This window comes from Deinococcus roseus (assembly GCF_014646895.1).
Taxonomy (GTDB): domain Bacteria; phylum Deinococcota; class Deinococci; order Deinococcales; family Deinococcaceae; genus Deinococcus_C; species Deinococcus_C roseus.
Map to the genome: position 1 here is coordinate 15,650 of NZ_BMOD01000009.1, position 22,381 is coordinate 38,030.

The 22,381-nt window shown below is 56.6% G+C and carries 16 protein-coding genes; 14 read left to right on the top strand and 2 right to left on the bottom strand.

The annotated features are described in order from the left end of the window. Positions 1-109 precede the first annotated feature (109 nt). The gene (locus IEY52_RS12940; protein WP_189003117.1) at positions 110-799 is read left to right on the top strand and encodes an AzlC family ABC transporter permease; all 690 of its coding nucleotides are present in this window, start codon (positions 110-112) and stop codon (positions 797-799) included. Further along, on the top strand, positions 796-1,092 hold the full coding sequence (locus IEY52_RS12945; RefSeq protein WP_189003118.1) for an AzlD domain-containing protein: 297 nt from the start codon (positions 796-798) through the stop codon (positions 1,090-1,092). Before IEY52_RS12940 ends, IEY52_RS12945 begins: the two co-directional genes overlap by 4 nt. 75 nt (positions 1,093-1,167) lie before the next feature. On the opposite strand, the gene IEY52_RS12950 is transcribed toward IEY52_RS12945, so the two are convergent. Beyond that, a complete protein-coding gene (locus tag IEY52_RS12950) occupies positions 1,168-1,683 on the bottom strand; it encodes a hypothetical protein (RefSeq protein ID WP_189003119.1) in 516 nt (171 codons plus the stop codon). Between the two features lie 613 nt (positions 1,684-2,296). Between IEY52_RS12950 and IEY52_RS12955 the strand changes: the two genes are divergently transcribed. Next, positions 2,297-3,505, top strand: coding sequence for a GGDEF domain-containing protein (locus IEY52_RS12955; protein ID WP_189003120.1), 1,209 nt, complete (start codon positions 2,297-2,299; stop codon positions 3,503-3,505). Here IEY52_RS12955 and IEY52_RS12960 read toward each other — a convergent pair. After that, entirely contained in the window at positions 3,477-5,969 is a 2,493-nt protein-coding gene (locus IEY52_RS12960) for a GGDEF domain-containing protein (RefSeq protein WP_189003121.1), read from the bottom strand. The genes IEY52_RS12955 and IEY52_RS12960 overlap by 29 nt on opposite strands. Positions 5,970-6,381: 412 nt before the next feature. On the opposite strand from IEY52_RS12960, the gene IEY52_RS12965 reads away from it, so the two are divergent. The 11 genes from IEY52_RS12965 (at position 6,382) to IEY52_RS13015 (ending at position 22,284) form a co-directional block, all read left to right on the top strand. Further along, on the top strand, positions 6,382-7,461 hold the full coding sequence (locus IEY52_RS12965; protein ID WP_189003122.1) for a LacI family DNA-binding transcriptional regulator: 1,080 nt from the start codon (positions 6,382-6,384) through the stop codon (positions 7,459-7,461). 269 nt (positions 7,462-7,730) lie between these two features. After that, the gene (yicI, locus tag IEY52_RS12970) at positions 7,731-9,986 is read left to right on the top strand and encodes an alpha-xylosidase (protein WP_189003123.1); all 2,256 of its coding nucleotides are present in this window, start codon (positions 7,731-7,733) and stop codon (positions 9,984-9,986) included. A gap of 316 nt (positions 9,987-10,302) precedes the next feature. Then, complete coding sequence (locus tag IEY52_RS12975) at positions 10,303-11,247, top strand: ABC transporter permease (protein WP_189003124.1); 945 nt, start codon at positions 10,303-10,305, stop codon at positions 11,245-11,247. Beyond that, positions 11,244-12,158, top strand: a complete 915-nt coding sequence (locus IEY52_RS12980) for a carbohydrate ABC transporter permease (RefSeq protein ID WP_189003125.1) — start codon at positions 11,244-11,246, stop codon at positions 12,156-12,158. Before IEY52_RS12975 ends, IEY52_RS12980 begins: the two co-directional genes overlap by 4 nt. Positions 12,159-12,256: 98 nt before the next feature. Next, positions 12,257-13,888, top strand: a complete 1,632-nt coding sequence (locus tag IEY52_RS12985; protein WP_189003126.1) for an ABC transporter substrate-binding protein — start codon at positions 12,257-12,259, stop codon at positions 13,886-13,888. 99 nt (positions 13,889-13,987) lie between these two features. Further along, positions 13,988-16,276, top strand: coding sequence for a glycoside hydrolase family 95 protein (locus IEY52_RS12990; RefSeq protein ID WP_189003127.1), 2,289 nt, complete (start codon positions 13,988-13,990; stop codon positions 16,274-16,276). 94 nt (positions 16,277-16,370) lie between these two features. Then, complete coding sequence (locus tag IEY52_RS12995) at positions 16,371-18,422, top strand: beta-galactosidase (RefSeq protein ID WP_189003128.1); 2,052 nt, start codon at positions 16,371-16,373, stop codon at positions 18,420-18,422. A gap of 62 nt (positions 18,423-18,484) precedes the next feature. Further along, the gene (locus IEY52_RS13000) at positions 18,485-19,186 is read left to right on the top strand and encodes an SMI1/KNR4 family protein (protein WP_189003129.1); all 702 of its coding nucleotides are present in this window, start codon (positions 18,485-18,487) and stop codon (positions 19,184-19,186) included. A 218-nt stretch (positions 19,187-19,404) separates the two neighbouring features. Then, positions 19,405-20,382 carry an aldo/keto reductase gene (locus tag IEY52_RS13005; RefSeq protein ID WP_189003130.1) on the top strand — a complete coding sequence of 326 codons (978 nt, stop codon included), beginning with the start codon at positions 19,405-19,407 and terminating at the stop codon, positions 20,380-20,382. Between the two features lie 120 nt (positions 20,383-20,502). Further along, complete coding sequence (locus IEY52_RS13010) at positions 20,503-21,315, top strand: hypothetical protein (protein WP_189003131.1); 813 nt, start codon at positions 20,503-20,505, stop codon at positions 21,313-21,315. A gap of 78 nt (positions 21,316-21,393) precedes the next feature. Beyond that, complete coding sequence (locus IEY52_RS13015; RefSeq protein WP_189003132.1) at positions 21,394-22,284, top strand: alpha/beta fold hydrolase; 891 nt, start codon at positions 21,394-21,396, stop codon at positions 22,282-22,284. The last annotated feature ends 97 nt before the right edge of the window (positions 22,285-22,381 follow it).

Genomic DNA, 22,381 nt, shown 5'->3' on the forward strand with positions numbered 1-22,381 from the left:
GCCTTCAATGTAGCACATTCGCATTTTCGGTTGTAATATGTAATATATTACTTAAAGGGGCAAATGAACCCCAGCCTGGAGCACCAACCATGCAAACCCGAGGAGCACCATGACCCTGACCCTCCGACAATCTGACTTTAAACTGGGCTTTCTGGCCGTTGTTCCCCTGTGGATTGGCTTTCTGCCCTTTGCCATTTCTTACGCACTGCTCGCCAGAACTGCAGGTCTATCCATCTGGGAAACCCAGCTGATGAGCCTGACGGTCTTTTCAGGTGGAGCGCAATTCATAGCAGCCAACATGTTCCTGCAGCAGGCCAACCTGTTCAGCGTGGTGCTCACCACTTTCCTGCTGAATGCACGTCACCTGCTGTATGGCCTCTCTGTGAGCCAGAACCTGAAGCTGGGTCCCCTGCAACGCAGCAAAGCCGCCTGGGTCCTGACAGATGAGGCTTTTGGCGTCACCGCCAACGCCCATTACCCCAGTTACGCTTACCTGATGGGGGCCAGCATGAGTGTTTTTGTGAGCTGGAATGTCTTCACACTGATTGGGGCCCTGCTGGGGAGCAGCATTCCTGATCCTTTGCAGTACGGGGTGGATTTCGTGTTCCCGCTGGCTTTTCTGGCCCTCCTGATGCCCACCCTGAAAAACAGCCCGGCTTTCATTGTTGCCGCGTTCAGTGCATTGCTGGCCCTGCTGCTGCAAAAAGTCCTGCACCTGCAAGGTGGGGTCAGCGTGCTGCTGGTGGGGATTTTTGGCAGCATGCTGGGAGCAGCCCTGACCTTCAAGGAGAAAGCATGAAATTTGTTCTGCCCATCTTGCTGATGTTCCTGGTGACTTACGCCACCCGCTTTGCGGGCCTGAGCCTGGGAAATGCCCGCGTTCCGGCTTTCTGGTTGCACTTCCTGAAATTCATTCCGGTCAGTGTTTTCACTGCTCTGGTGGTGCTGAATTTTGGCTCAGAAAGCAAAGAATTTCCGGTGCGCCTGATTGCTGCCCTGGTGGCAGGGATTGTTTTTTACTTTCACAGGCAGCTGTGGAGCTGCATTCTGGTGGGCATGGCGGTGTTCTGGGGGCTCAGGGCTTTTTTGTGAGTTCTAAATTCCACCCATCCAGCAAAAAACACCGGGACATTCCCGGTGCTCTGTCTCCCATTGCAGAAGCTGGAATCAGTTTTTGCGAATGGTGTAGGTGTTGTTGCGGTAACTGTCATAGGAGCTGGAATTGCAGGCCGCACTGTAGTAGTTGGAGCTGACGGTCCAGCCACTGGGAATGCTGGACATGTCGCATACCCCGCTGATCTGGGTTTTTCCAGAGGTGTTGACCAGGTTGTAGGTGTTGTAGCGGTAGCTTTCGTAGGCGCTGGATTTGCAGGCACCGCTGTTGTAATAACCCGTCACCACCCAGCCGTAAGGGGGCAGCTTCACATCACAGGCTCCATTGAAGCTGCTTCTGCCCGACAGGTTTTCAATGACATAGGTGTTGTATTCGCTCCCTGCATAAGGGCTGGTCCGGCAACCATAGCTGTAAGAAATGGATGTGACGGCATATCCAGAAGGTACAGATTGAGAAGAGCACAGCACACTTCCCTGGGCAGTGATGTCAGACTGGGTGGTTTCAACTGGGATTTGCTTGCTGCATGCAGCAAGCAACACTCCCAGAGCAAGCAGAAGGTACTTCTTCATTTGGATCTCCATTCTGATTTCACACATCAGGACAAATATGGCCACGTGGCCATATTGTTGATTTTTCTGGTGAAAACCGACATTTATCCTAGAGATAAATGTAACAACTTTGTATCGGAATTCTCCCGATGGATGGATAGGTGGTTTCCCCAGTCCAATTCATCTCTGTGCGACCAGGGCACAAAAAGCACCTCCACCAACCTTTGTCCCACAAAAAAAGAATCTGACAGAAGAAAATTTTGATTGAACTGCTTTATTTGATTCGGTTCAAATCAAGCTGGATCGGTACAGTTTGACCAGGTGCAGAAAAACATTGAAGTGTGTGTCCAGAAGCAAAGATCTGGCCCTGACAAAACCCTGATCTGAACCAGAATTCCAGGCAACTTGTTACCAAATTGTAATTTTTTGCATAGAATGGAAGCCATGCAGATCAAGACACTGCTGGCCTTTCAACACATCCCAGAGGCAAAAACAGGTTTTTGTCTCCCTTTCACCTGCACAAAGCATGCAGAAGTGCCTCAGACGGAGCACCCCAGCATGCTTGCTGATTGACCTCTGAATGCTGCCCTTTCATCGCAATGCCCAATCTTCCACACAGACCACCACACCCTCCATGCCTTTTTTCAGTTTGAAGCGTCTTGCCGGGACCTTGCTGGCCCAGCCCCTGCTGCTTGCAAACCTGTTTTCCATGTTGCTGGTGCTGCTGATCTTTTTGCAGTTGCATCACCAGCATCCTCTGCAGGCCTGGATCTGGAGTGGCATCATGGCCCTTCAACTGGTGCTCCAACTTGTCACAGACCTCAGAACATCGCCTGGGGAATCGAGTCTGGGTTCACCCCGCCCATTTTTCTCCCTGGATGCCCGTCTGACGGTGGGCTGGTCCGTGGGCAGCATCCTGATTTTCCAGCTGGGACAGCCCCACACCCTGCCTTTGCTGCACGTGACCCTGATGATTGCGGTCAGTTTGCAGGTGTGGCGGCGACCAGGGTCTTCACTGAAGCGCTCTGCCTTCCATCTGTTGCCGCTGGCCTGCCTGCTGGTCCAGTTGCTTCTGAGTCATCCTCACCACCCCGGGCAATGGTCTGTGGCGCTGGGCTTTACAGGATGGGGAATGGCCCTGCTTTACATCCAGCAGCAAATTCGCAAACACCGCCAGAAACGTCTGGAAGAGCAAAAGCAGCACCACAAAGCCTTGCAGGAGCTGCAAACGGCCCACGATCAACTTTTGCAACGCCATGAAAAATTGCAGCGTTCCCGCCAGCGCCTGCAAGAAGCCCTGAAATCCAGCAGGCAGATGGCCTCCACCGATGAACTGACCGGCTGCCTGAACCGCCGGGGGTTGTTCCGTCACCTGCAACACCACCTGGATCCCCTGACCTCCCAGGGTGCACTGCTGATGCTGGACCTCGATCACTTCAAGCAGATCAATGACCTGCATGGTCATCCTTTTGGTGATCTGGTGCTGAAAACCATGGTGGAACGCATTGAAATGCTGCTGGGTTCCAGCGCCATGCTGGCCCGTTATGGCGGAGAAGAATTCCTGTGTGTGATGCCAGGGGTTTCCCTGGAAATGGCCCGCACCACCGCCGAACACCTCAGGCAGATGGTGGCCTGCGCTCCGGTGGTTGAAAACAGCCGTCTGCAATGGGTCACGGTGTCCATTGGGGTTTCCAGTTTCCATCCCGGTGAAGTCCTGCAGGTGGCCATTCAGCGGGCAGATCAGGCCATGTATCAGGCCAAGAACTCCGGGCGCAATCGGGTGCAGGTGATGCCCACACCAGCTTCTTCCCTGCTCAGGACAGTTCCTCCTGCAGAACCCTGAAGGTGGCCCGATTGCGCCCCGCATGTTTGCTTTCATAGAGGGCTTCATCGGAGGCCTTGATCAGCATCTGTGGGGTCACGGCATCATGGTCCTGCACCTGGGAACTGACCACCCCGATGCTGAGGGTCACACGGTCTGACACTTTGGAAAATGCGTGGGGAAGGTTCAGGTTGTAAAGTTCGTTTTGCATGCGCTGGACCAGCAATTCGGCCTGTTCGGGTCCGGTGTTGGGGAGCACCATGGCGAATTCCTCGCCGCCATAACGGGCCACCACATCCCCTGCACGGCGGAACATGGCTTTTAATGTGGTGGCCACCTGCCGGAGGCACTGGTCCCCTTCTGGGTGGCCGTAATTGTCGTTGTAGAGCTTGAAGTGGTCGATGTCGCAGAGGATCAGGGTAAGGTACTGGCTGGTGCGTTTGGCACGACGGATTTCCAGGGCGATCATCTCGTCAAAATGCCGGCGGTTGGAAAGCCCGGTCAGGCCATCCTGGGTCGCCAGTCGGGTGAGCATTTCGTTGGCCTCGGCCAGTTCACGGGTGCGTTCCAGGATGCGCTGTTCCAGCACGGCATTGGCTTCACGGAGTTGCTCGGCCTGGTCTGCGTTTTCTGCGTACAGGCGGGCATTGGAAAGGGTGAGGCCAGCCCGGTCTGCCATGTTTTGCAAGAGCGTCTGGTCTTCGGTGCTGTAAGGGCGGTCCTGCTCCAGACGCAGCAGGGTGATCACCCCGATGGGACGGTTCTGCACCAGCATGGGAACCGAGATGGAGGCGTACACCTCGTGCGAATCAAAAAACGGCGAGAGTTCCTTCTTGAAGCGGTACCTGCTTTCCCTGCCTGAAATGCCATTGAGCACCACCGCAGCCCCGGAACGGAACACCTCTCCACTGAGTCCCGTGTTGACGCTCAGCAAGCGGTTTCCCAGCAGGAACTCGATCTGGTCCCGGATTTTTTCATCTGGATGGTGCACTGCCGCAAGACGGGTGTGACCGGGCTGGTCTGAGAGCAAAACCACCATGCAGAGGTCTCCGATCAGGCGCACGGAGTTTTTCACAATTGCTTGCAACACAGCATCGTTGTTGAGGCCCACATCGGCCAGTTCACGGGAAACCGTGTCGAGGATTTCCATGCGGTACAGGCGCTCGGTGCGTTCCTGCTCCACCCGTTTCTGTTCGGAGATGTCCATCATGGCCCCGATCATGCGGGCCGGATTGCCCTGGGCATCCCGCAAAACCACCCCACGGTCATATACGTCTGCATAACTTCCGTCTGATTTGAGGAAACGGTAGTTGTGGGACCACACCGGGCTGCCTCCGGCAATGACAAACCTCAGACTGCGCCCCACCTCTGCGCGTTCATCCGGGTGAATGTGATCATCCCACTGGTCAATGTGGTCTGGCGCTGCACCATGCCCGAACACCACCGAGTAATTCTCGTTCCACCAGAGCCTGTCGGTTTGCAAGTCCCAGTCCCACATCACATCACTGGTGACCTTTGAGACGATCTCGAAGCGCTCGTAGCTTTCCCGCAGGTCTTTTTCGGCCTGCATGCGCACGGTGATGTCACGCAGGAACATGATCACGCTGTCCTCGTTCAGGGAGACCACACGAGACTCAAAAATGCGCAATCCCTGGCTGGGATGCCGGAATTCCATCTCGAAGGTCTGCATGCCATAGCCCGAAAGGGACCAGCTGATCGCCTGCATGGTCTGGTCGGTGCTTCTGGAGGTCAGAAATTCCTGCACCCTTTTGCGCAGCAGGGCTTCTGGGCGGGTGGGCCAGTTGGCCTGTTCTCCGATGCTGACGTCCAGAATCATGCCGTCCGGGGAGAGGCGAAACACGATGTCTGGCAGGGCTTCCAGAATGGCACGGTTGCGGGCCTCAGAGGTCTCGAAGGCCCGGTGGGTTTTCTCCTTCTGCTGGGCCGCTTCTTTCACGGCAGCTTCACTGCGGTTGAACAGCAAGAGCATGGCCCGTTGCAGCAGCACCGCCGTCAGCAGGATCAGGATTTCGGTGAGCCAGATGGAGGGTGGGGGGTGCCTGAATTCAAAATGCAGCACCCCGGTTTGTTGCAAAGTCAGGACCACCAGCACAGCAGCCAGCGCAAGACCTCCGTATGCCCAGCCTTGCCGTCTGCCCAGCAAGATGAACGCTGCAGCCACCAGCAACACCCAGGCCCCCAGCAGCGGTGAAAACACCCCGGTGATGCTCACCATGAACACCAGCAGCATCAGGCCCATGCCCCCCAGTGCAGTGATGGTGGTCCAGTACAGGGATTTCCCTTTGGAGGGCAGGTAGACCACACCACACAGGGCTCCCAGCAGCAGCATGCCTGCAAACCACAACCAGGAGGTGTAGCTGTCGTAAATGAATTGCAATGCACCCAGGGCTGCAATCACTTCAAAGAGCAGCACCAGCATCCAGGGAGACAGCCTGGGTTGTGGAGCGGGAGTGGAAGGAATCATGGCTTCTGTCACCTGACCTTTGGGGTCTGTTGAACATCATGCAAGACGGGGAGAAGCACCTGAAAAGCAGGCCGAAGGGATCTGCCCAGTGGGAAGTGATAACAATTGTAACACCCTGGGTGGATTCTTGTGGATTCTGGCTGTCTTTTCTGAGCTCCAGCTCCCTGAGGCAAACGTTTGCACGATCTGACTGCCCAATGTGCTATAAACTAAAATTCAGTCACATGGTTCGGTTTTTTGGTCAGCTTGAACGGTTTTGCAGGTCCTCTTGGGACAGAGGCCCTGTCAGACGGTTGCTGTTCTGGCACCTCCGGTTTTCCAGCCCCTCAACTTTGCAGTGCCCCCGCCTTCCTGAAGCCTGGCAAGATGCGTGTGTTGCAACATCTCAACTTCTGAAAGCAGGAACTTGACCATGTCCAAAACCCCTGAAAAAACATCTGGGAAAACCCCCGGCAAAACCCCTGGCAAGTATGCCACCATTCAGGATGTTGCTGCCCGTGCAGGGGTCTCCCCTTCCACGGTGTCTTATGTCCTGAGCGGCAAACGCAGCATCAGCGAAACCACCCGCCAGAAGGTGCTGCAAACCATCGAGGAGATGAACTACACCGCCAGCAGTCTGGGCCAGCGCATGCGGCAGGGCAAAACCCACAGCATCGGGGTGGCCAGTCCGGCACTGAGGGCCAATGACTGGAGCTTGCCCGAGTTTTTCGGCTCCATTGCAGGGGCCGCCGGAATGCACGATTACACGGCGGGTTTCTTTGTGGACCGCACCCCCCAGCAACTGGTGGAGCTGGGAAAAAGCCGTTTTGTGGATGGTTTTCTTTTGATCGACACCACGGCAGAAGACCCCAGGGTGGAAGCCCTGAAAGCACACCACATTCCTTTTGTGGTGATCGGGCGCGTGCGGGACAACACCGGCATCACTTTTGTGGATTTCGAGTTTGAGCAGGTGATGCAGGCCGCCTTTCGCCACCTGTCCGAACTGGGGCATAAAAAAATTGCCTACCACCGCCTGCCCGACCGCACCAGCCAGGACATCAACAACGGCTTTTACATCCAGGACAGCCTGGAGCAGGCCAAAAAGGAATTCAACATGCAGGTTGTTGAGCAGATTGTTCCGATGTACCGGGATGAGGCTTTCACAGCCACGCTGGATGTGCTGGACCACCACCCGGACGTGACTGCCATCATTGCCCACAACCACATCGAGACACTGCACGCCCTGCATGAACGGCATGTGCGGGTTCCAGAGGAGATCTCGGTGGTGGGGATCACCACAGCGGTGGCGGCAGAGGGCTGCATCCCGCCCCTGACCAGTGTGGATGTGCCGATTTCTGCAATGACAAAACTGGCTGTGGACCAGCTGATTCGCATCATTGGCGGGGAAGCACCGCTAGACAATGTAATCAAGCCTGCCCACCTGATTGCCCGCAAGAGCACGTCTGCACCGATGGAAAGCAAACTGGTGGGGTCGGTTTCAGAACATTTTTAGACCGGGTCTGGGTTGGGAAGGTTAAAGGCTGCATGCCTTGACAATCGAATCGATTCGATATTAACATGGGATCAACCAAAAAACCGCCGACAGAACGCCGATGGCATCGTGTCCAGTCCTGATGTTCCGCCAGCATGGCAAGGAGGTTTCACCATTCGAATCGATTCGCCAAAAATCCCAGAGGAGGTTCGTCTGGTGGTTCCCATCCCAAAGTTCATGCCTTTCGCTGTCTCCTCCGCCTTCTCTTCTTTCAAAAACCCGAGGTTCCGATGAAGTTCACCGATGGAAACTGGCTGCTGCAGCCAGGCATCAAAGCCCATTACCCCGCAGAGGTGTTCGAGGCCGACAAAAAGCCTGCCGAGCTCGAACTCTACGCCCCCACCCGCCACATCCGCCACCGTGGAGACACCCTGGAAGGCCCGGTGCTGACCATCCGCCTGTCCTCTCCTTTAGAAGATGTGATCCGGGTGCGCATCAGCCACTTTGAAGGGGTCAAAAATCCCGGTCCCAGCTTTCCCCTTTTTGAGGAAGACATTGTGCCAGACATCCAATTGGATGCCAGGACCGCCAGCCTGAGTGCTGGAAGGCTGACTGCACGCATCAACCGCGAGCATTATGGTCTGGAATTTGTGGCAGATGGGAAAGTCATCACGCGCAGCCCTTCACGCGGCACCGGGTACATCAGAAGCGAAACAGATGGCGCCTTCGTGCACGAGCAACTGACCCTGGGTGTGGGCGAACTGGTTTATGGTCTGGGAGAGCGTTTCACTTCCTTTGTGAAAAACGGCCAGACCGTGAGCATCTGGAACCGGGACGGCGGCACGGGCAGCGATCAGGCCTACAAAAACGTGCCTTTCTACCTGACCAACCACGGGTACGGTGTGTTTGTGAACCAGCCCGAGGAGGTGTCCTTCGAGGTCGCCACCGAGAAGGTTTCACGGGTGCAGTTCAGTGTTTCTGGTGAGAGCCTGGACTACTTCGTGATTTATGGCCCCACCCCCAGAGAGATTCTGGAAAAATACACCCGCCTGACCGGAAAACCTGCCTTGCCCCCGGCCTGGAGTTTTGGCCTGTGGCTGACCACTTCGTTCACCACCAGCTACGACGAGGACACCGTCAACAGCTTCCTGGACGGCATGGCCGAGCGGGATCTGCCGCTTTCGGTCTTTCACTTTGACTGCTTCTGGATGCGGGCTTTCAGGTGGTGTGACTTCGAGTGGGACCCTGAGGTGTTCCCCGATCCCGAAGCCATGCTGACCCGCCTGCACGAACGTGGCCTGAAGGTCTGCGTGTGGATCAACCCCTACATCGCCCAGCGCTCTCCCCTGTTTGCAGAAGCTGCCCAGAAAGGCTACCTGCTGAAACGCAAAGACGGCAGTGTGTGGCAGTGGGACCTCTGGCAACCTGGCATGGGCATCGTGGATTTCACCAACCCGGAGGCCGCAGAGTGGTTCGCAGCCCATTTGAAACGCCTGACCCGCATGGGCGTGGACAGCTTCAAAACCGATTTCGGAGAGCGCATTCCCACCGAGGACGTGGCCTGGTTCGATGGCAGCGACCCCCAGAAGATGCACAACTTCTACCCCTACATCTACAACAAAGTGGTCTTTGAGGCCCTGCAGGATGAACTGGGAGAGGCTGCACTCTTTGCCCGTTCTGCCACCGCCGGGTGCCAGCAGTTCCCGGTGCACTGGGGCGGCGACTGTGACTCCACCTTTGAGAGCATGGCCGAAAGCCTGCGGGGAGGCCTCTCCCTGACCCTTTCCGGGTTCGGGTACTGGAGCCACGACATCGGCGGCTTTGAAGGGATGCCCCCTGCAGAACTGTACAAACGCTGGATTGCCTTTGGCCTGATGGGGTCGCACAGCAGGCTGCACGGGTCCACGAGTTACCGGGTGCCCTGGCTGTTCGATCAGGAGGCCGTGGACGTGCTGAGGCGCTTCTCTCACCTGAAAAACCGCCTGATGCCCCACCTGTTTCAGGAGGCCGTGCACACCAGCCAGACCGGAATCCCCATGATGCGGGCCATGCTGCTGGAGTTCCCCGAGGACCCCGCCACCCACACCCTGGACCGCCAGTACATGCTGGGCTCTTCCCTGCTGGTGGCCCCGGTGTTCAATGCAGAGAATGTGGCAGAATATTACGTCCCAGAAGGCATCTGGACCGATCTTCTGACCAGCAGGACCGTGCAGGGTGGGCGCTGGATCCGCGAAGAACATGATTTCTTCAGCATGCCTTTGCTGGTGAAACCCGGCTCCCTGCTGGTCACGGGCAGCGTGGAAACCCGCGCAGATTATGACTACGGAGACGCTGCTGTGCTGACCATCTACCAGCTTGCAGACGGCCAGAGCGCCACCGCCACCGTGCCCACCCTGACCGGCGAAGCAGATTACACCGTGACCGTCACCCGTGAAGGGGATGCATACCGTGCAGAGCACTCTGGCAATGTGCGCCCTTACACCCTCAGGCTGGCAGGCAGCGAGGAGCCTGTGAAAGTGCTGCAAGCCGAGGCTGTTCCGCTTTGATGTTCCTGTGGGCTGGGAGGGCAACCCTTTGGCCTTCCCCCCACACAAACCAAATTCAGGTGTCTGGTGGATTTCACAGCAGCAGGCCTGACTCTTGTTTAGCACTAAACAGCCAAAAACGAGGTCCCAGATGCATTTAAGAACGCACACAGCTGTACAGAAAATCATTGACAATCGAACCGTTTCGATAGTATGCTTTGAACAGTTCTTTCAAACTTTCTGTGGCCAGAGCAAACACGCCGGGCCGTCTTTCAGGCTGGCTTTTTAAGCCATGTCCCTCCCAGACGACCCCCCACCTGCACAAGGAGGCAGGCACATGCAGATGGAACGCACCATCCCCGCTGAAACCAGAACCAAACGAGGGCTGTTCAGAACGCTCCTCGACCAGAAGTACCTGCTGTTCATGAGCGTCCCCTTCGCCATCGTGGTCTTCATCTTCAGTTACATCCCCATCTGGGGCTGGACCATGGCTTTCCAGAAGTACCGTCCCTCCAGAAGTTTCTTCGAGCAGGAATGGGTCGGCCTCGCCAACTTCGTGAAGATGTTCGAGGACCCCAACTTCTACCTCGCTTTAAAGAACACCCTCGGAATGAGTGTCCTGGGCCTCCTGATCGGCTTCACCATGCCCATCATCTTTGCCCTGATGCTCAATGAGCTCAGAAACGGCATGTTCAAACGCTTCGTGCAGACCGTTTCCTACCTCCCGCACTTTGTGAGCTGGGTGGTGGTTTCCGGCATCGTCTACAAAATGCTCTCTACCGATGACGGACCTGTGAACCAGCTCATCGCCCTGTTCGGGCACGAAAAAGTCCAGTTCATGGCCAAAAGCGAATACTTCTGGTTCATTGTGGTGCTCTCTGACCTCTGGAAAGAACTCGGCTGGAACACCATCATTTATCTTTCTGCCATCACTGCCATTGACGGAAGCCTGTATGAGGCCGCCAAGGTGGATGGGGCCAACCGCTGGCAACTCATGCGCCATGTGACCCTGCCCGGCATCAGCCAGGTGATCATCATCCTGCTGGTGTTAAGCATCGGGCACCTGATCGCCATTGGTTTTGAGAAACAGCTCTTGCTGGGCAACCCCCTGGTCAGCGACGCTTCCCAGGTGCTGGATCTGTACGCCCTCAAATACGGCATCGGTCAGAACAACTTCTCCTTCGGAACCGCCATCGGGGTCATCAACAGCGTGGTCGGTCTGGCCCTGCTGTTCACCGCCAACGGCTTCTTCAAGAAACGCACCGGAGAGAGTGTCATATGAGCCAGTCTCCTTACCGCAACAATTTCCAGAAGCCCACCCTGTCTGACCGCATCATTGACATGGTCATCCTGACGGTGATGGTGCTGGTGGTGATCGTGACCCTGTACCCGTTCCTGAACGTGCTGGCCGTGAGCCTGAACAGTTCCTCGGACACTGTGAAGGGCGGCGTGACCATCTTCCCCCGAGAGTTCACCCTGGACAACTACAGAACCATCTTCAACTTCGGGTCCATCCCCCGGGCTTTCCTGACTTCCATCCTGAGGACCGTGATTGGCACCGTGACCAGTTTGCTGGCCTGCTCGATGGTGGCTTACGTGCTCTCCAGGAAAGATTTCATGTTCAGGAACTTCCTGAGCCGCTACCTGGCGATCACCATGTACATCTCTGGCGGCCTGATTCCCTTCTTCATCCTGATCCGGGATCTGCACCTGATGAACACCTTCACGGTGTACATCCTGCCCGGACTGGTCAACGTGTTCTTCATCTTCATGATCCGCAGCTTCATTGACGGCCTGCCCTACGAGTTGCAGGAAAGTGCCAAGCTGGACGGAGCGAACGATTTCACCATCTTCTGGCGCGTGATTTTGCCCCTGTGCAAACCCGTGCTGGCGACGGCGGCACTGTTCATTGCAGTGGGGCAGTGGAACAGCTGGTTTGACACCTACCTGTTCAACGGATCAAACCCGGATTTGACCACCCTGCAGTTTGAACTCATGAAGATTTTGCAATCCACCCAGACCGGACAGGACGCGGTGAACGGCAACGACATGGCCAAACAGATGCAGCAGGTCAGCCCCGAGTCGATCAAGATGGCCATCACCATGGTGACCACCATTCCGATCCTGCTGGTGTACCCCTTCCTGCAACGCTACTTTGTCGCTGGCATGACCCTGGGAGCAGTCAAGGGCTGACCTCAGCCCACACTTCCTCCAATCTTGACCGGTCAAATTGCTGACCCACCCCCCAAAACGAAATTTCACTCCCCGAGGAAAAAGGAGAAACACGCATTATGAAACGCACCGCTCGCATCACCCTTGGTCTGATCAGTTTGGCCCTCAGCAGCGCAGCATTCGCCCAGAGCATCAACGCCAGCGCCTTCTTTGCAGACCCCAACCCCAACTGGATGAACATGCAAGACGACGTGGGCAAGGTGATCCTGCAAAAAACCGGCGTCAACCTGAAAGCCGAATACGCCATCGGGGACCCCGACCAGAAAGTCAATCTGCTGGCCGCTTCCGGCCAGGTGCCCGACCTGATTGCCCCCAAAGGCGCTGCAGGTGTGCTCATCGATGCAGACGCCATGCTGGACCTGACCGACCTGATCAACAAGTACGCCCCCAACATCAAAAAAGTGATTGGCAAACAGCTGAACCGAATGAAGTTCAGCAACAAAAACCAGGGCATTTTCTTCATTCCCAACAACGACACCATCGGGCAGATCTACTTTGACAACGACGCCTGGTTCAAACTGCAACTGGGGGCGCTGAAAGAGCAGAAGTACCCCAAAGTCAAAACCCTCAAAGACTACGAGAAAGTCATTGCCGATTACGTCAAGAAGCACCCCAAAACGAGTGATGGCAAACCCACCATTGGACTCTCTCTGCTGGCAGACGACTGGCGCTTCGTGATCAGCGTGACCAACCCCGCTTTCTGGGCCACCGGCGGCTGGGACGACGGCGAATGGTACATCGACCCCAAAACCTTCAAGGCCGTGCCCCACCACTTCCGTCCTGAAGAGAAAGAATACTTCCGGTGGCTCAACCACATGAACGACATCGGGCTGCTGGACAAAGAATCCTTCACCCAGAAGTACGACCAGTACCTGGCCAAAATCGCCTCGGGCCGCGTGGTCGGTCTGATTGATGCCAACTGGGAAATCGGTGACGCCCTGAACTCCCTGAAAGCCGCAGGCAAGTTTGACCAGATGTACGGGCGTTTCCCTGCAGTGATGAAGAGTGGCATGAAAGCGGCCTACAACGCCCCCACCGGATTCCGTGGCGGATACGGCATCGGGATCAGCAAGAACGCCAAAGATCCTGTAAAACTGATCAAATTCCTGGATTTTTTATCCAGCGATGAAGGTCAGGTTCTGATCAACTGGGGCATCGAAGGCAAACATTACAAAGTGGTCAACGGCAAGCGGGAATTCCTGCCCAAATACGAAGAACTGCGCAAGAAAGACCCCGCAGCTTTCCAGCGTGAAACTGGCATTGGCAGTTACGGCATGTCGCTGCGTTACGGCGACGGCGTGAAAGACAAGACCGGCAACTTTTACACCACCAACTTCCCCGACCAGATCCTCACCAACTACACCGACGCAGAAAATGCTGCCCTGAAGGCCTACAAGGTGAAATTCTGGGGAGACCTGCTGCCCAAAGCTTCTCAGTTCAAACCCATCCCCTGGGCTGCTGCATGGTCCATCCCTGTGCCCCAGGACAGCGCCCTCAGCGAATTCTGGACCAAAGAGCAGGACATCACCCGCAAATATATCCCCAAAGCGATCCTGGCCGACCCCAAAGACTTTGACAAGATCTACGATGAGATGCTGGACGTGATGGACAAGCAACTCGGCAAGTACAGCGAACTGCAGACCCAGCTGGTGCAGGACCGCCTGAAACTCTGGGGCGTGCTGAAGAAGTAAGCTGTCCCGTTCAGCCTCCCTGTCCTTCGCCCCCCTGTCCTTCGCTGACGCTCAGGACTGTCCCCCCTCTGCGAGGGGGGACTTTACACAGAGGTTCCCATGCCACCCCGTTTGCATTACACACAACCCGCCACCACCTGGAATGAAGCCCTCCCTCTGGGCAACGGGCACCTGGGAGGGATGGTTCATGGAGGGCGGTCAGAAGAGACCATCGACCTGAACGAAAGCACCCTCTGGTCGGGGTTTCCCCGGGAAGACGTTCAATACGAAGCCCGGCGTTCCCTGAAAAAGGTGCGGGGTTTGCTGGCCGAAGGTCAGTTCGCAACCGCCCAGGAGCTGATCGAAAGGAACATGCTGGGGAAAACCCCGGAAGCCTACCAGCCGCTGGGCACCCTGAAGATCACCCGAAAATCAGAGGCCTCAACAGAGCCTTACCAGAGAACCCTGGATCTGGATTCGGCGGTGTTCACGGTGCAGCAAGGTGGAGGGCACCGGGAGGCTTTCATCAGCCACAAAGACCGGGTGCTGGCGTACCACTGGACGGTTGAGGAGGGGGCACCGTCTGATTTTTGGATTGCCCTGGACACGCCCCATCCTCACACCTTGCAGGCAGAAAAATCAGGGCTGCTGTTAAAAGGCCAGCTTCCCAGCCGTGTGGTGGACAACTGGATGCAGGACCACCCCGAACCCGTGCTGTACGAGGAAGGACTGGGTTTACAGTTCTGCTGTCTGCTGGAGGTGCAAACCGATGGGGAGAGCATCCTGTCCACCCCGGGAGGCTTGCTGGTCAAAAGCGCCAGAAGCATCACTGTTTTGCTGACCGCCGTTTCAAACTTTCAGGGCTGGAATACGATGCCCGTATGGGATGACCCAGAACCAGAAGCCCGTTGCAGAAGCATTTTGCAGGACGCACTGCAGCATTCCTGGGCAAGCCTGAAAGAGCGCCACATTGCAGACCATCAGGAGCTGTTTGGGCGGGTAAAGCTGGATTTGCATGTGCAAGAATCCAGAGACCCCCTTCCCACAGATCTGCGGTTGCAGGACTACAAAAACGGCGCAGAAGACCCTGAGCTGGAAGCCCTGTATTTTCAGTACGGGCGTTACCTGCTGATCGCCTGTTCCCGTGCAGGAGGGCAGGCGGCCAATTTGCAGGGCCTGTGGAATCCGCATGTGATGCCGCCCTGGTTTTCGGATTACACCCTCAACATCAACACCCAGATGAACTACTGGATGGCGGAGGCGTGCAACCTCTCTGAGTGCCACACGCCCCTGTTTGATCTGCTGGAGGACCTGTCCCAGTCCGGGCAACGCACGGCACACATTCACTATGGGACCAGAGGCTGGACCGTCCACCACAACACCGATCTGTGGCGCATGACCACCCCCACCAGCGGCAACGCAAGCTGGGCCTTCTGGCCGATGGGTGGAGCCTGGCTGTCCCGCCACCTGTGGGAGCATTACCTGTACACACTGGACCGGGACTTCCTGCAACAGAAAGCCCTGCCTGTGATTGCAGGGGCCAGCCGTTTCCTGCTGGACTGGCTGACCGAACAGCCAGACGGCACGCTGGGCACCTGCCCTTCAAGCAGCCCGGAGAACCTCTTTCTGGACGCTCAGGGCAACAGATGCGCGGTCAGCAGCACCACAACCATGGACCTGGGCATTCTGAAAGACGTGCTGGGGTTCACCTTGCAGGCCTGCGAAATTCTGGGTCTGGAGCAAGAACTGCAGCAGGACATCCGGGAAACCCTGCCCAGATTGCCTGAATTCAGAACGGGTTCACGGGGTCAGGTGCTGGAATGGGAGCAGGAATTTGAGGAGGCCGAACCCGGCCACCGCCACCTGTCCCACCTGTATGGCCTCTTTCCTGCTGATCTGTTTGATGCGCCTTTAAAAGAAGCCAGCAAAATCACCCTCTCTGAACGCATGCAGCACGGCAGCGGACACACCGGATGGAGCGCAGCCTGGGCCGCCAACCTGTTCGCACGCTTGCAGGACGGCCATCAGGCTTACGCCATGTTGCACAAACTGCTTAAGAATTCCACCCTCCCCAACCTGCTGGACGACCACCCCCCTTTCCAGATTGATGGGAATTTCGGGGGCACTTCTGCCATTGCGGAAATGCTGCTGCAAAGCCACGGGGAAGTGCTGCACCTGCTGCCTGCCCTGCCTGAAAACTGGCCTTCTGGTTCCGTGCAGGGTTTAAAAGCCAGAGGCGGCATCACCGTGAACCTGCGTTGGGAAAAAGGTCAGCTGGTTGCCGCAGAACTGGAAGCCAGCCGCCCCATCACCCTGCCCGTGCGTTACGGACACACCCTCAAAGACCTGACCTGGACTGCAGGCCAGAAAATACAGCTGGATTTTGCTGTCCTGCAGGTCAACGCTTGAAGCACTGCTTGCTGTGAACTGTCTACTGTAAACTGTCTGCTTTCCAAAAATGGCCTGCTGACACCCTTCTCACACCCATCACAAGGAGAAAAGAATGATCGACCCTGGACTGCACAAAATCCCCTACGGCGGCGACTGGAACCCCGAACAGTGGGAACGGGAAATCTGGGATGAGGACATCCGGCTGTTCAAAGAAGCTGGAATTGACCTGCTGAGCATCAACATTTTTGCCTGGACCCGCCTGCAACCCGATGATGACACCTATGATTTTGCCTTGCTGGATGAGATGATCCAGCTGCTGAAAGCCAACAACATGCGGGTGTGTCTGGGAACAGGCACTGCTGCCCACCCGGCCTGGATGGCCACCAGATACCCGGACATCCTGCGGGTGGATTTTCAGGGCCGCAAGCGCAAATATGGGGACCGCCACAACTCCTGCCCATCCAGCCCCACCTACCGCCGTTTTGCCCCCAGGCTGGCAGAAGAACTGGCAAAACGCTACCAGCATGAGGAAGCCATTTCCATCTGGCACGTTTCCAACGAGTACACCGGCATCTGTTACTGCGACACCTGCGAAAAGGCCTTCCGGGAATGGCTGAAGCAGCGTTACAGTTCTCTGGACGCCCTCAATGCAGCCTGGAACACCACCTTCTGGAGCCAGACCGTCACCGACTGGGACCAGATCGTGGTGCCCAACCAGCTCACGGTACAGTGGGCAGAGCGGGGCATGTGCCAGCAGGGACTGGTGCTGGATTACCTGCGCTTCAATTCGGACAACCACCTGGAGTGCTACACTCTGGAAAGGGATGCCATCAAAAAGCACATCCCAGAAGCCATTGTCACCACCAACCTGATGGGGGCCTACCGGCAGTACAATTACCGCCAGTGGGCCAGCAAAATGGACGTGATCAGCTGGGATTGTTACCCCTCCCCCACCCAGCCGCCCTCCCACACTTCATTGATCCATGACCTGATGCGCGGCCTCAAAGATGGGCAATCTTTCCTGCTGATGGAGCAAACCCCCAGCCAGACCAACTGGCAGCCCTACAACTGGGTGAAACGCCCCGGACAGATGCGTCTGGGCAGTTATCAGGCGGTGGCGCACGGAGCAGATTCGGTGCTGTTCTTCCAGATGCGCCAGAGTGTGGGGGCCTGCGAGAAATTCCACGGTGCCGTGATCGACCACACCGGACGCAACGACACCCGCGTGTTTAAAGAAGTGTCTGCACTCGGGGCAGAACTACAGAAACTGGGGCCAGACCTGATCGGGTCCACCATTGAAAGCCAGGTGGCCCTGTGGTTCGACTGGGAAAGCTGGTGGGCTGCAGAGAACTCCGCTGGACCCAGCGTGGACATGCATTACATGGAGCAAATCGCCCTTTATTACAGCGCTTTCAACACGGCAGGCATTCAGGTGGATCTGGTGGGACCGGGGAGTGATCTTTCCAAGTACAAAGTGCTGGTCACACCCGTGATGTACCTGCTGCACCCCGAAGATGTGGAAGCCGTGACTGGCTTCGTGCAAAACGGGGGAACCCTGGTCAGCAGTTTCCTGACCGGTGTGGCAGACGTGAATGACCGGGTGTTCAGGGGCGGTGCCCCCGGCCCCCTGCGTGACGTGTTCGGGCTGTGGAGTGAGGAAATTGACGCGTTGCCTCCCCAGCAGAAAAACCGCATCGTGATGCAAAACAACATGCAAGGACAGCCGGGCTTTGCCGAAAGTTACGAATGCAACCTGCTCTTTGACCTGCTGCGCCTGAACGGAGCGGAAGTGCTCGCCGCCTACGCATCCGATTTCTATGCCGGTCATCCGGCCCTCACCCGCCACCGTTCTGGCAAAGGAACGGCCTATTATGTGGCGACCAGTCCAGAAGAGGCCTTCCTGAAAGATCTGGTCCGTCACCTGATCCAGGAAACAGGCATCAAACCCGTGCTGGCCAACCTCCCTGCAGGTGTGGAGGTCACAAAACGCAGCAAAAATGGCAGGGACTTCCTGTTCCTGCTCAACCACAACCCCACAGAAGTGGAAGTGGACCTGGGAAACACGGCCCTGCACAACCTCCTGAACGACCAGAAATCCTCTGGAAAACTGGTCATGAAGGGTCGGGATGTGGTGGTGGCAGAAGAGGTGGGGGTGCTGGTTTAAGTTGCCGAGAGCACTGTAGGGGCGCAGCGTGCTGCGCCCTTCGCTGTCCGTATACTGTGACCATGAGCATCAAAGCCTTATGGGACACCCTTGAAGCCTGGTATGCCGAGAATGTCCCTCATTCTGAACAGGCTTTTATGCCTCCCGCTTCAGAAGCAGAAATTTCAGAACTTGAAACACTTCTGGGGGCACCTCTGCCTGAAGATTTCAAGACCTCCCTGCGCATCCACAATGGGGTGAGCTGGTATTTCGTTCTGGGGCTGTTTACTGTTGAGGAAATGAAGCGTTATCTTCTGGAAGAGGAACCATTTCAACATCAAATTTCCCCCAGATCTCTTTATTTCCACTCTTATGATCAGTTTTCCCTATACCTGTCCATAGACCCGGATTTTCCAGATCTGTACGGCAGCATCAACCAGGGAGATCTCGGTGTGCTTTATCCCAGCTTCACTTCCTGGCTTGAAGAAGTTGTGGAGTACGCTCAGGCAGGAATATTCGTATGGTTCAATGGGTATATCATCAACATCTTGAACCATGGCTTTGGCATGTGCGATCACTGCATCCACAGAAGCACCAAACCAGGGTTGAGGGAACTGCGAACCTGCAAGGCTTTTCAGACGATTCCCGTGGCTATTCACAAAGGCCTGCATGACCACCGTTACCCCTTTGATGGGGATGGTGGAATTCGATTTGAAGCAATGGCAGATGCTCCAGCGTGGGTGCATGAAAAATGGCCTCCCCTCGATGACCCTTCAGAACCCTAACCGCCTCGAATGGAGGGGAAGCTTTGGAAGCATTTTGTAGGGCGAGGCGTGCCTAGCCTTTTGCCTGGGCATCGCAGGTTTGACATTCAGCCATGGCGTTTGCACCCTACGCTCTCGGCTCTCGGCTCTCGGCTCTCGGCTCTCGGCAATGAAGCGTTCTGGCACATATGCACCTTCCATTCGAATCGATTCAGGTATAAAGGTGCAGGAGGCACAACATGCACAAGAGAATTCTGGGAAAAACCAGCCTGGAGGTCACTGAAATTGGATACGGGGCCTGGGGCATTGGACAGAGCATGTGGATCGGGGCACAGGACGACGAGAGCCTGAACGCCCTGCGGCGTTATGTGGAACTGGGCGGCAACTTCATTGACACGGCCCTGGGCTACGGAAACGGGCACAGTGAGGAACTGGTCGGGCAGATCGTGCGGGAGTTTCCCCATGTGCTGGTCGCCACCAAGATTCCCCCCAGGAACATGATCTGGCCTGCACCAAAAGGCATTCCTGCCAGCGATGCTTACCCTGCAGAGCACGTGATTGCCTGCACCGAGCAGAGCCTGAAAAACCTGGGGCTCCCCCACATTGATGTGCAGCAGTTCCACGTCTGGGACGACAGCTGGACCGATCAGGGGGACTGGCTGGAGGCCATTGAGCACCTCAAGAGAGAAGGCAAAATCCGCCATTTTGGGGTGAGCATCAACGACCATCAGGCCGACAATGCCGTGAAACTGATCGAGTCTGGTCAGGTGGAGAGCGTGCAGGTGATTTACAACGTTTTCGACCAGAGCCCCCAGGACCGTCTGCTGGACGCCTGCCTTGAGCACAACGTGGGTGTGATTGTGCGGGTGGCCCTGGATGAGGGGGGACTCACCGGCAAAATCACCCCTGAAACCAGCTTCCCTGAAGGGGACTGGCGTCACCGTTACTTTGGAGGCAACCGCAAAGCGGAGCTGCAGGGCCGTTTGCAGCAGATTGAGCAGGATCTGGGCATCTCCACAGCGCAGCTTCCCGAAACCGCTTTGCGTTTTGTGCTGTCCCACAAGGCTGTGTCTACCGTGATCGTGGGCATGCGCAGTGTGACCAATGTGGAGCGCAATGTGGTGCTGGCAGATGGTCAGGGCCTCCCCGCAGAACAGGTGCAAAAGCTTTACGGGCACCGCTGGGACCGCAACTGGTACCAGCCCGCCACCGAATAAAACGGTTCTGCATCCTTCCCTCCCTGACAACTTCAGGGAGGATCTTTCTGTTTTGAAGGTCATCGCATTTCAGGTCCAGTCCATTTCAGGTGCAATCCATTTCAGGTAAAGTGAAAACAGATGACCCTGCTGTCTCAAGTCACCCCGGAGTGCAAAGCTTTTGCCGAAACCTGCGAGGACCTGCTGCAACGCAGGCAGACCTCTCCCACGCACCTGTTCAAAACCTGGAGCCGGGATGAGTTGTGCGACCTGAGTTACAGCTCTTACAAGGCCCTGTTGCGGGGGGTGGTGCGAAATCCGCCCAGACGCTCCCAGGTGCTGGATCTGGCGGATTACTTTGAATGCACCCTGGCGGAACGCAATGCCCTGCTGGTTTCTGCAGGCTATGCCCCCCTGAATCTGTACCTGACCGGACAGCCCTTGCAAGAAGCCCTGCAGGTGGGGGAAGAGACCCTGCACGCTTTGCAGGTGCCTTCGGTGCTGATCACCCGCGACTGGACGCTGCATGCGGTGAATCAGGCGGTGCTGGACCTACTGAACATTCCGCTGGAACTGTTTCAGCAGTTGCCTCTGGAGCAGCGCCATTTGCTGCATCTGGCGTTTGATCCCCACTCTCCCCTCTACCCCAGAATGCAAGGGGGAACCCAGGGGTGGTGGGACCTGATGGTGCGGGATGTGCTGACCTTCCAGCGGGAAAACCAGTTTGCCACCCAGGAAGGGTGGTTTCAGGAGCGTCTGGCCCGTTTGCAAAAATTACCGCGCTTTCAGGATGCCTGGTTGCAGGCTGCAGAGGAGCACCATGCACTGGAACTGAGCCCCCTGCACCTGCTGCATTTCCACATGGGCACCGGTGAGATCCTGCATTTGCGCCTGACCTACACCCTGCTGGGTGAACTGGATTACCCCAGGATCATGAGTTACGTGCCCCTCTGAAGCAAACAGCCCACTGGCAGCACCCGTCAAGAAAAATTTTTTCTGGCCCTGAAAGGCGTTCTGCGTCACACTGACTGCATGAACACACCCAGAACCCTCACCCTGAAACAGGGACCCCTGCAGTACCTGGACACCGGCCAGGGCGAAGCCATTCTGTTTTTGCACGGGGCCATGCTCAGTGCACGCCTGTGGCGCAAGGTGATTCCGCAATTGCAGGGCCAGTACCGCTGCATTGCCCCCACCCTGCCCATCGGAGGACATGCCCTCCCCATGCACCCAGAGGCAGACCTCAGCCCACACGGGGTGGTGCAGATCATTGTGGATTTCATGGACCATCTGGGCCTGAAAGTGGTGACCCTGGTGGGCAATGACACCGGAGGGGCGCTGGTCCAGTTCCTGATGAACCGGATTCCAGACAGGATTTCCCGCGTGGTGCTCACCAATTGTGATTGCTTTGAGGTGTTTCCGCCTAAGGTTTTTGAGTATCTGGTGCATGCCTGCAAGGTGCCTTTCTTTGTGGACATGATGGCCATGAACCTGCGCATTCCTGCACTGCGCAATTTGCCTTTCATGCTCGGAGGCATGAGCGTGCGGCCCGTGGAGATCATGGAAGAGTACCTGCAACCCCTGTTTGATCAGAAAGGCGTTCGGCGGGACCTGGGCAAACTCTTTGTGGGCATTCAGAAAAAACACACCCTGGAGGCCGCACAGAAACTTCCGCACTTCAAAAAACCTGTGCTGGTGGCCTGGGGCAAAAAAGACCGCATGTTTGCTCCCCGTCTGGCAGAGCGTCTGACCGGGGCGCTGCCCAACAGCCAGCTCATCTGGTTGCAGGACAGCAAAACCCTGGTCCCAGAAGATCAGCCTGCAGAGCTGGCGAACCTGATTGAGCTCTTTCTGCAGGGCAAGCCCCTGCATCAGGGATCGGTTCCATCGGGAAGAATCGAAAACCGCCAGAGTCAGGCATGACCTGAAGCAGGCCATCCAGCAATAGGCATCCTCACCTATGCTGGATGGTCGCAGATTTTGGGTCTGGGATTTGTTACCATGACTCTCGTGATGAAAT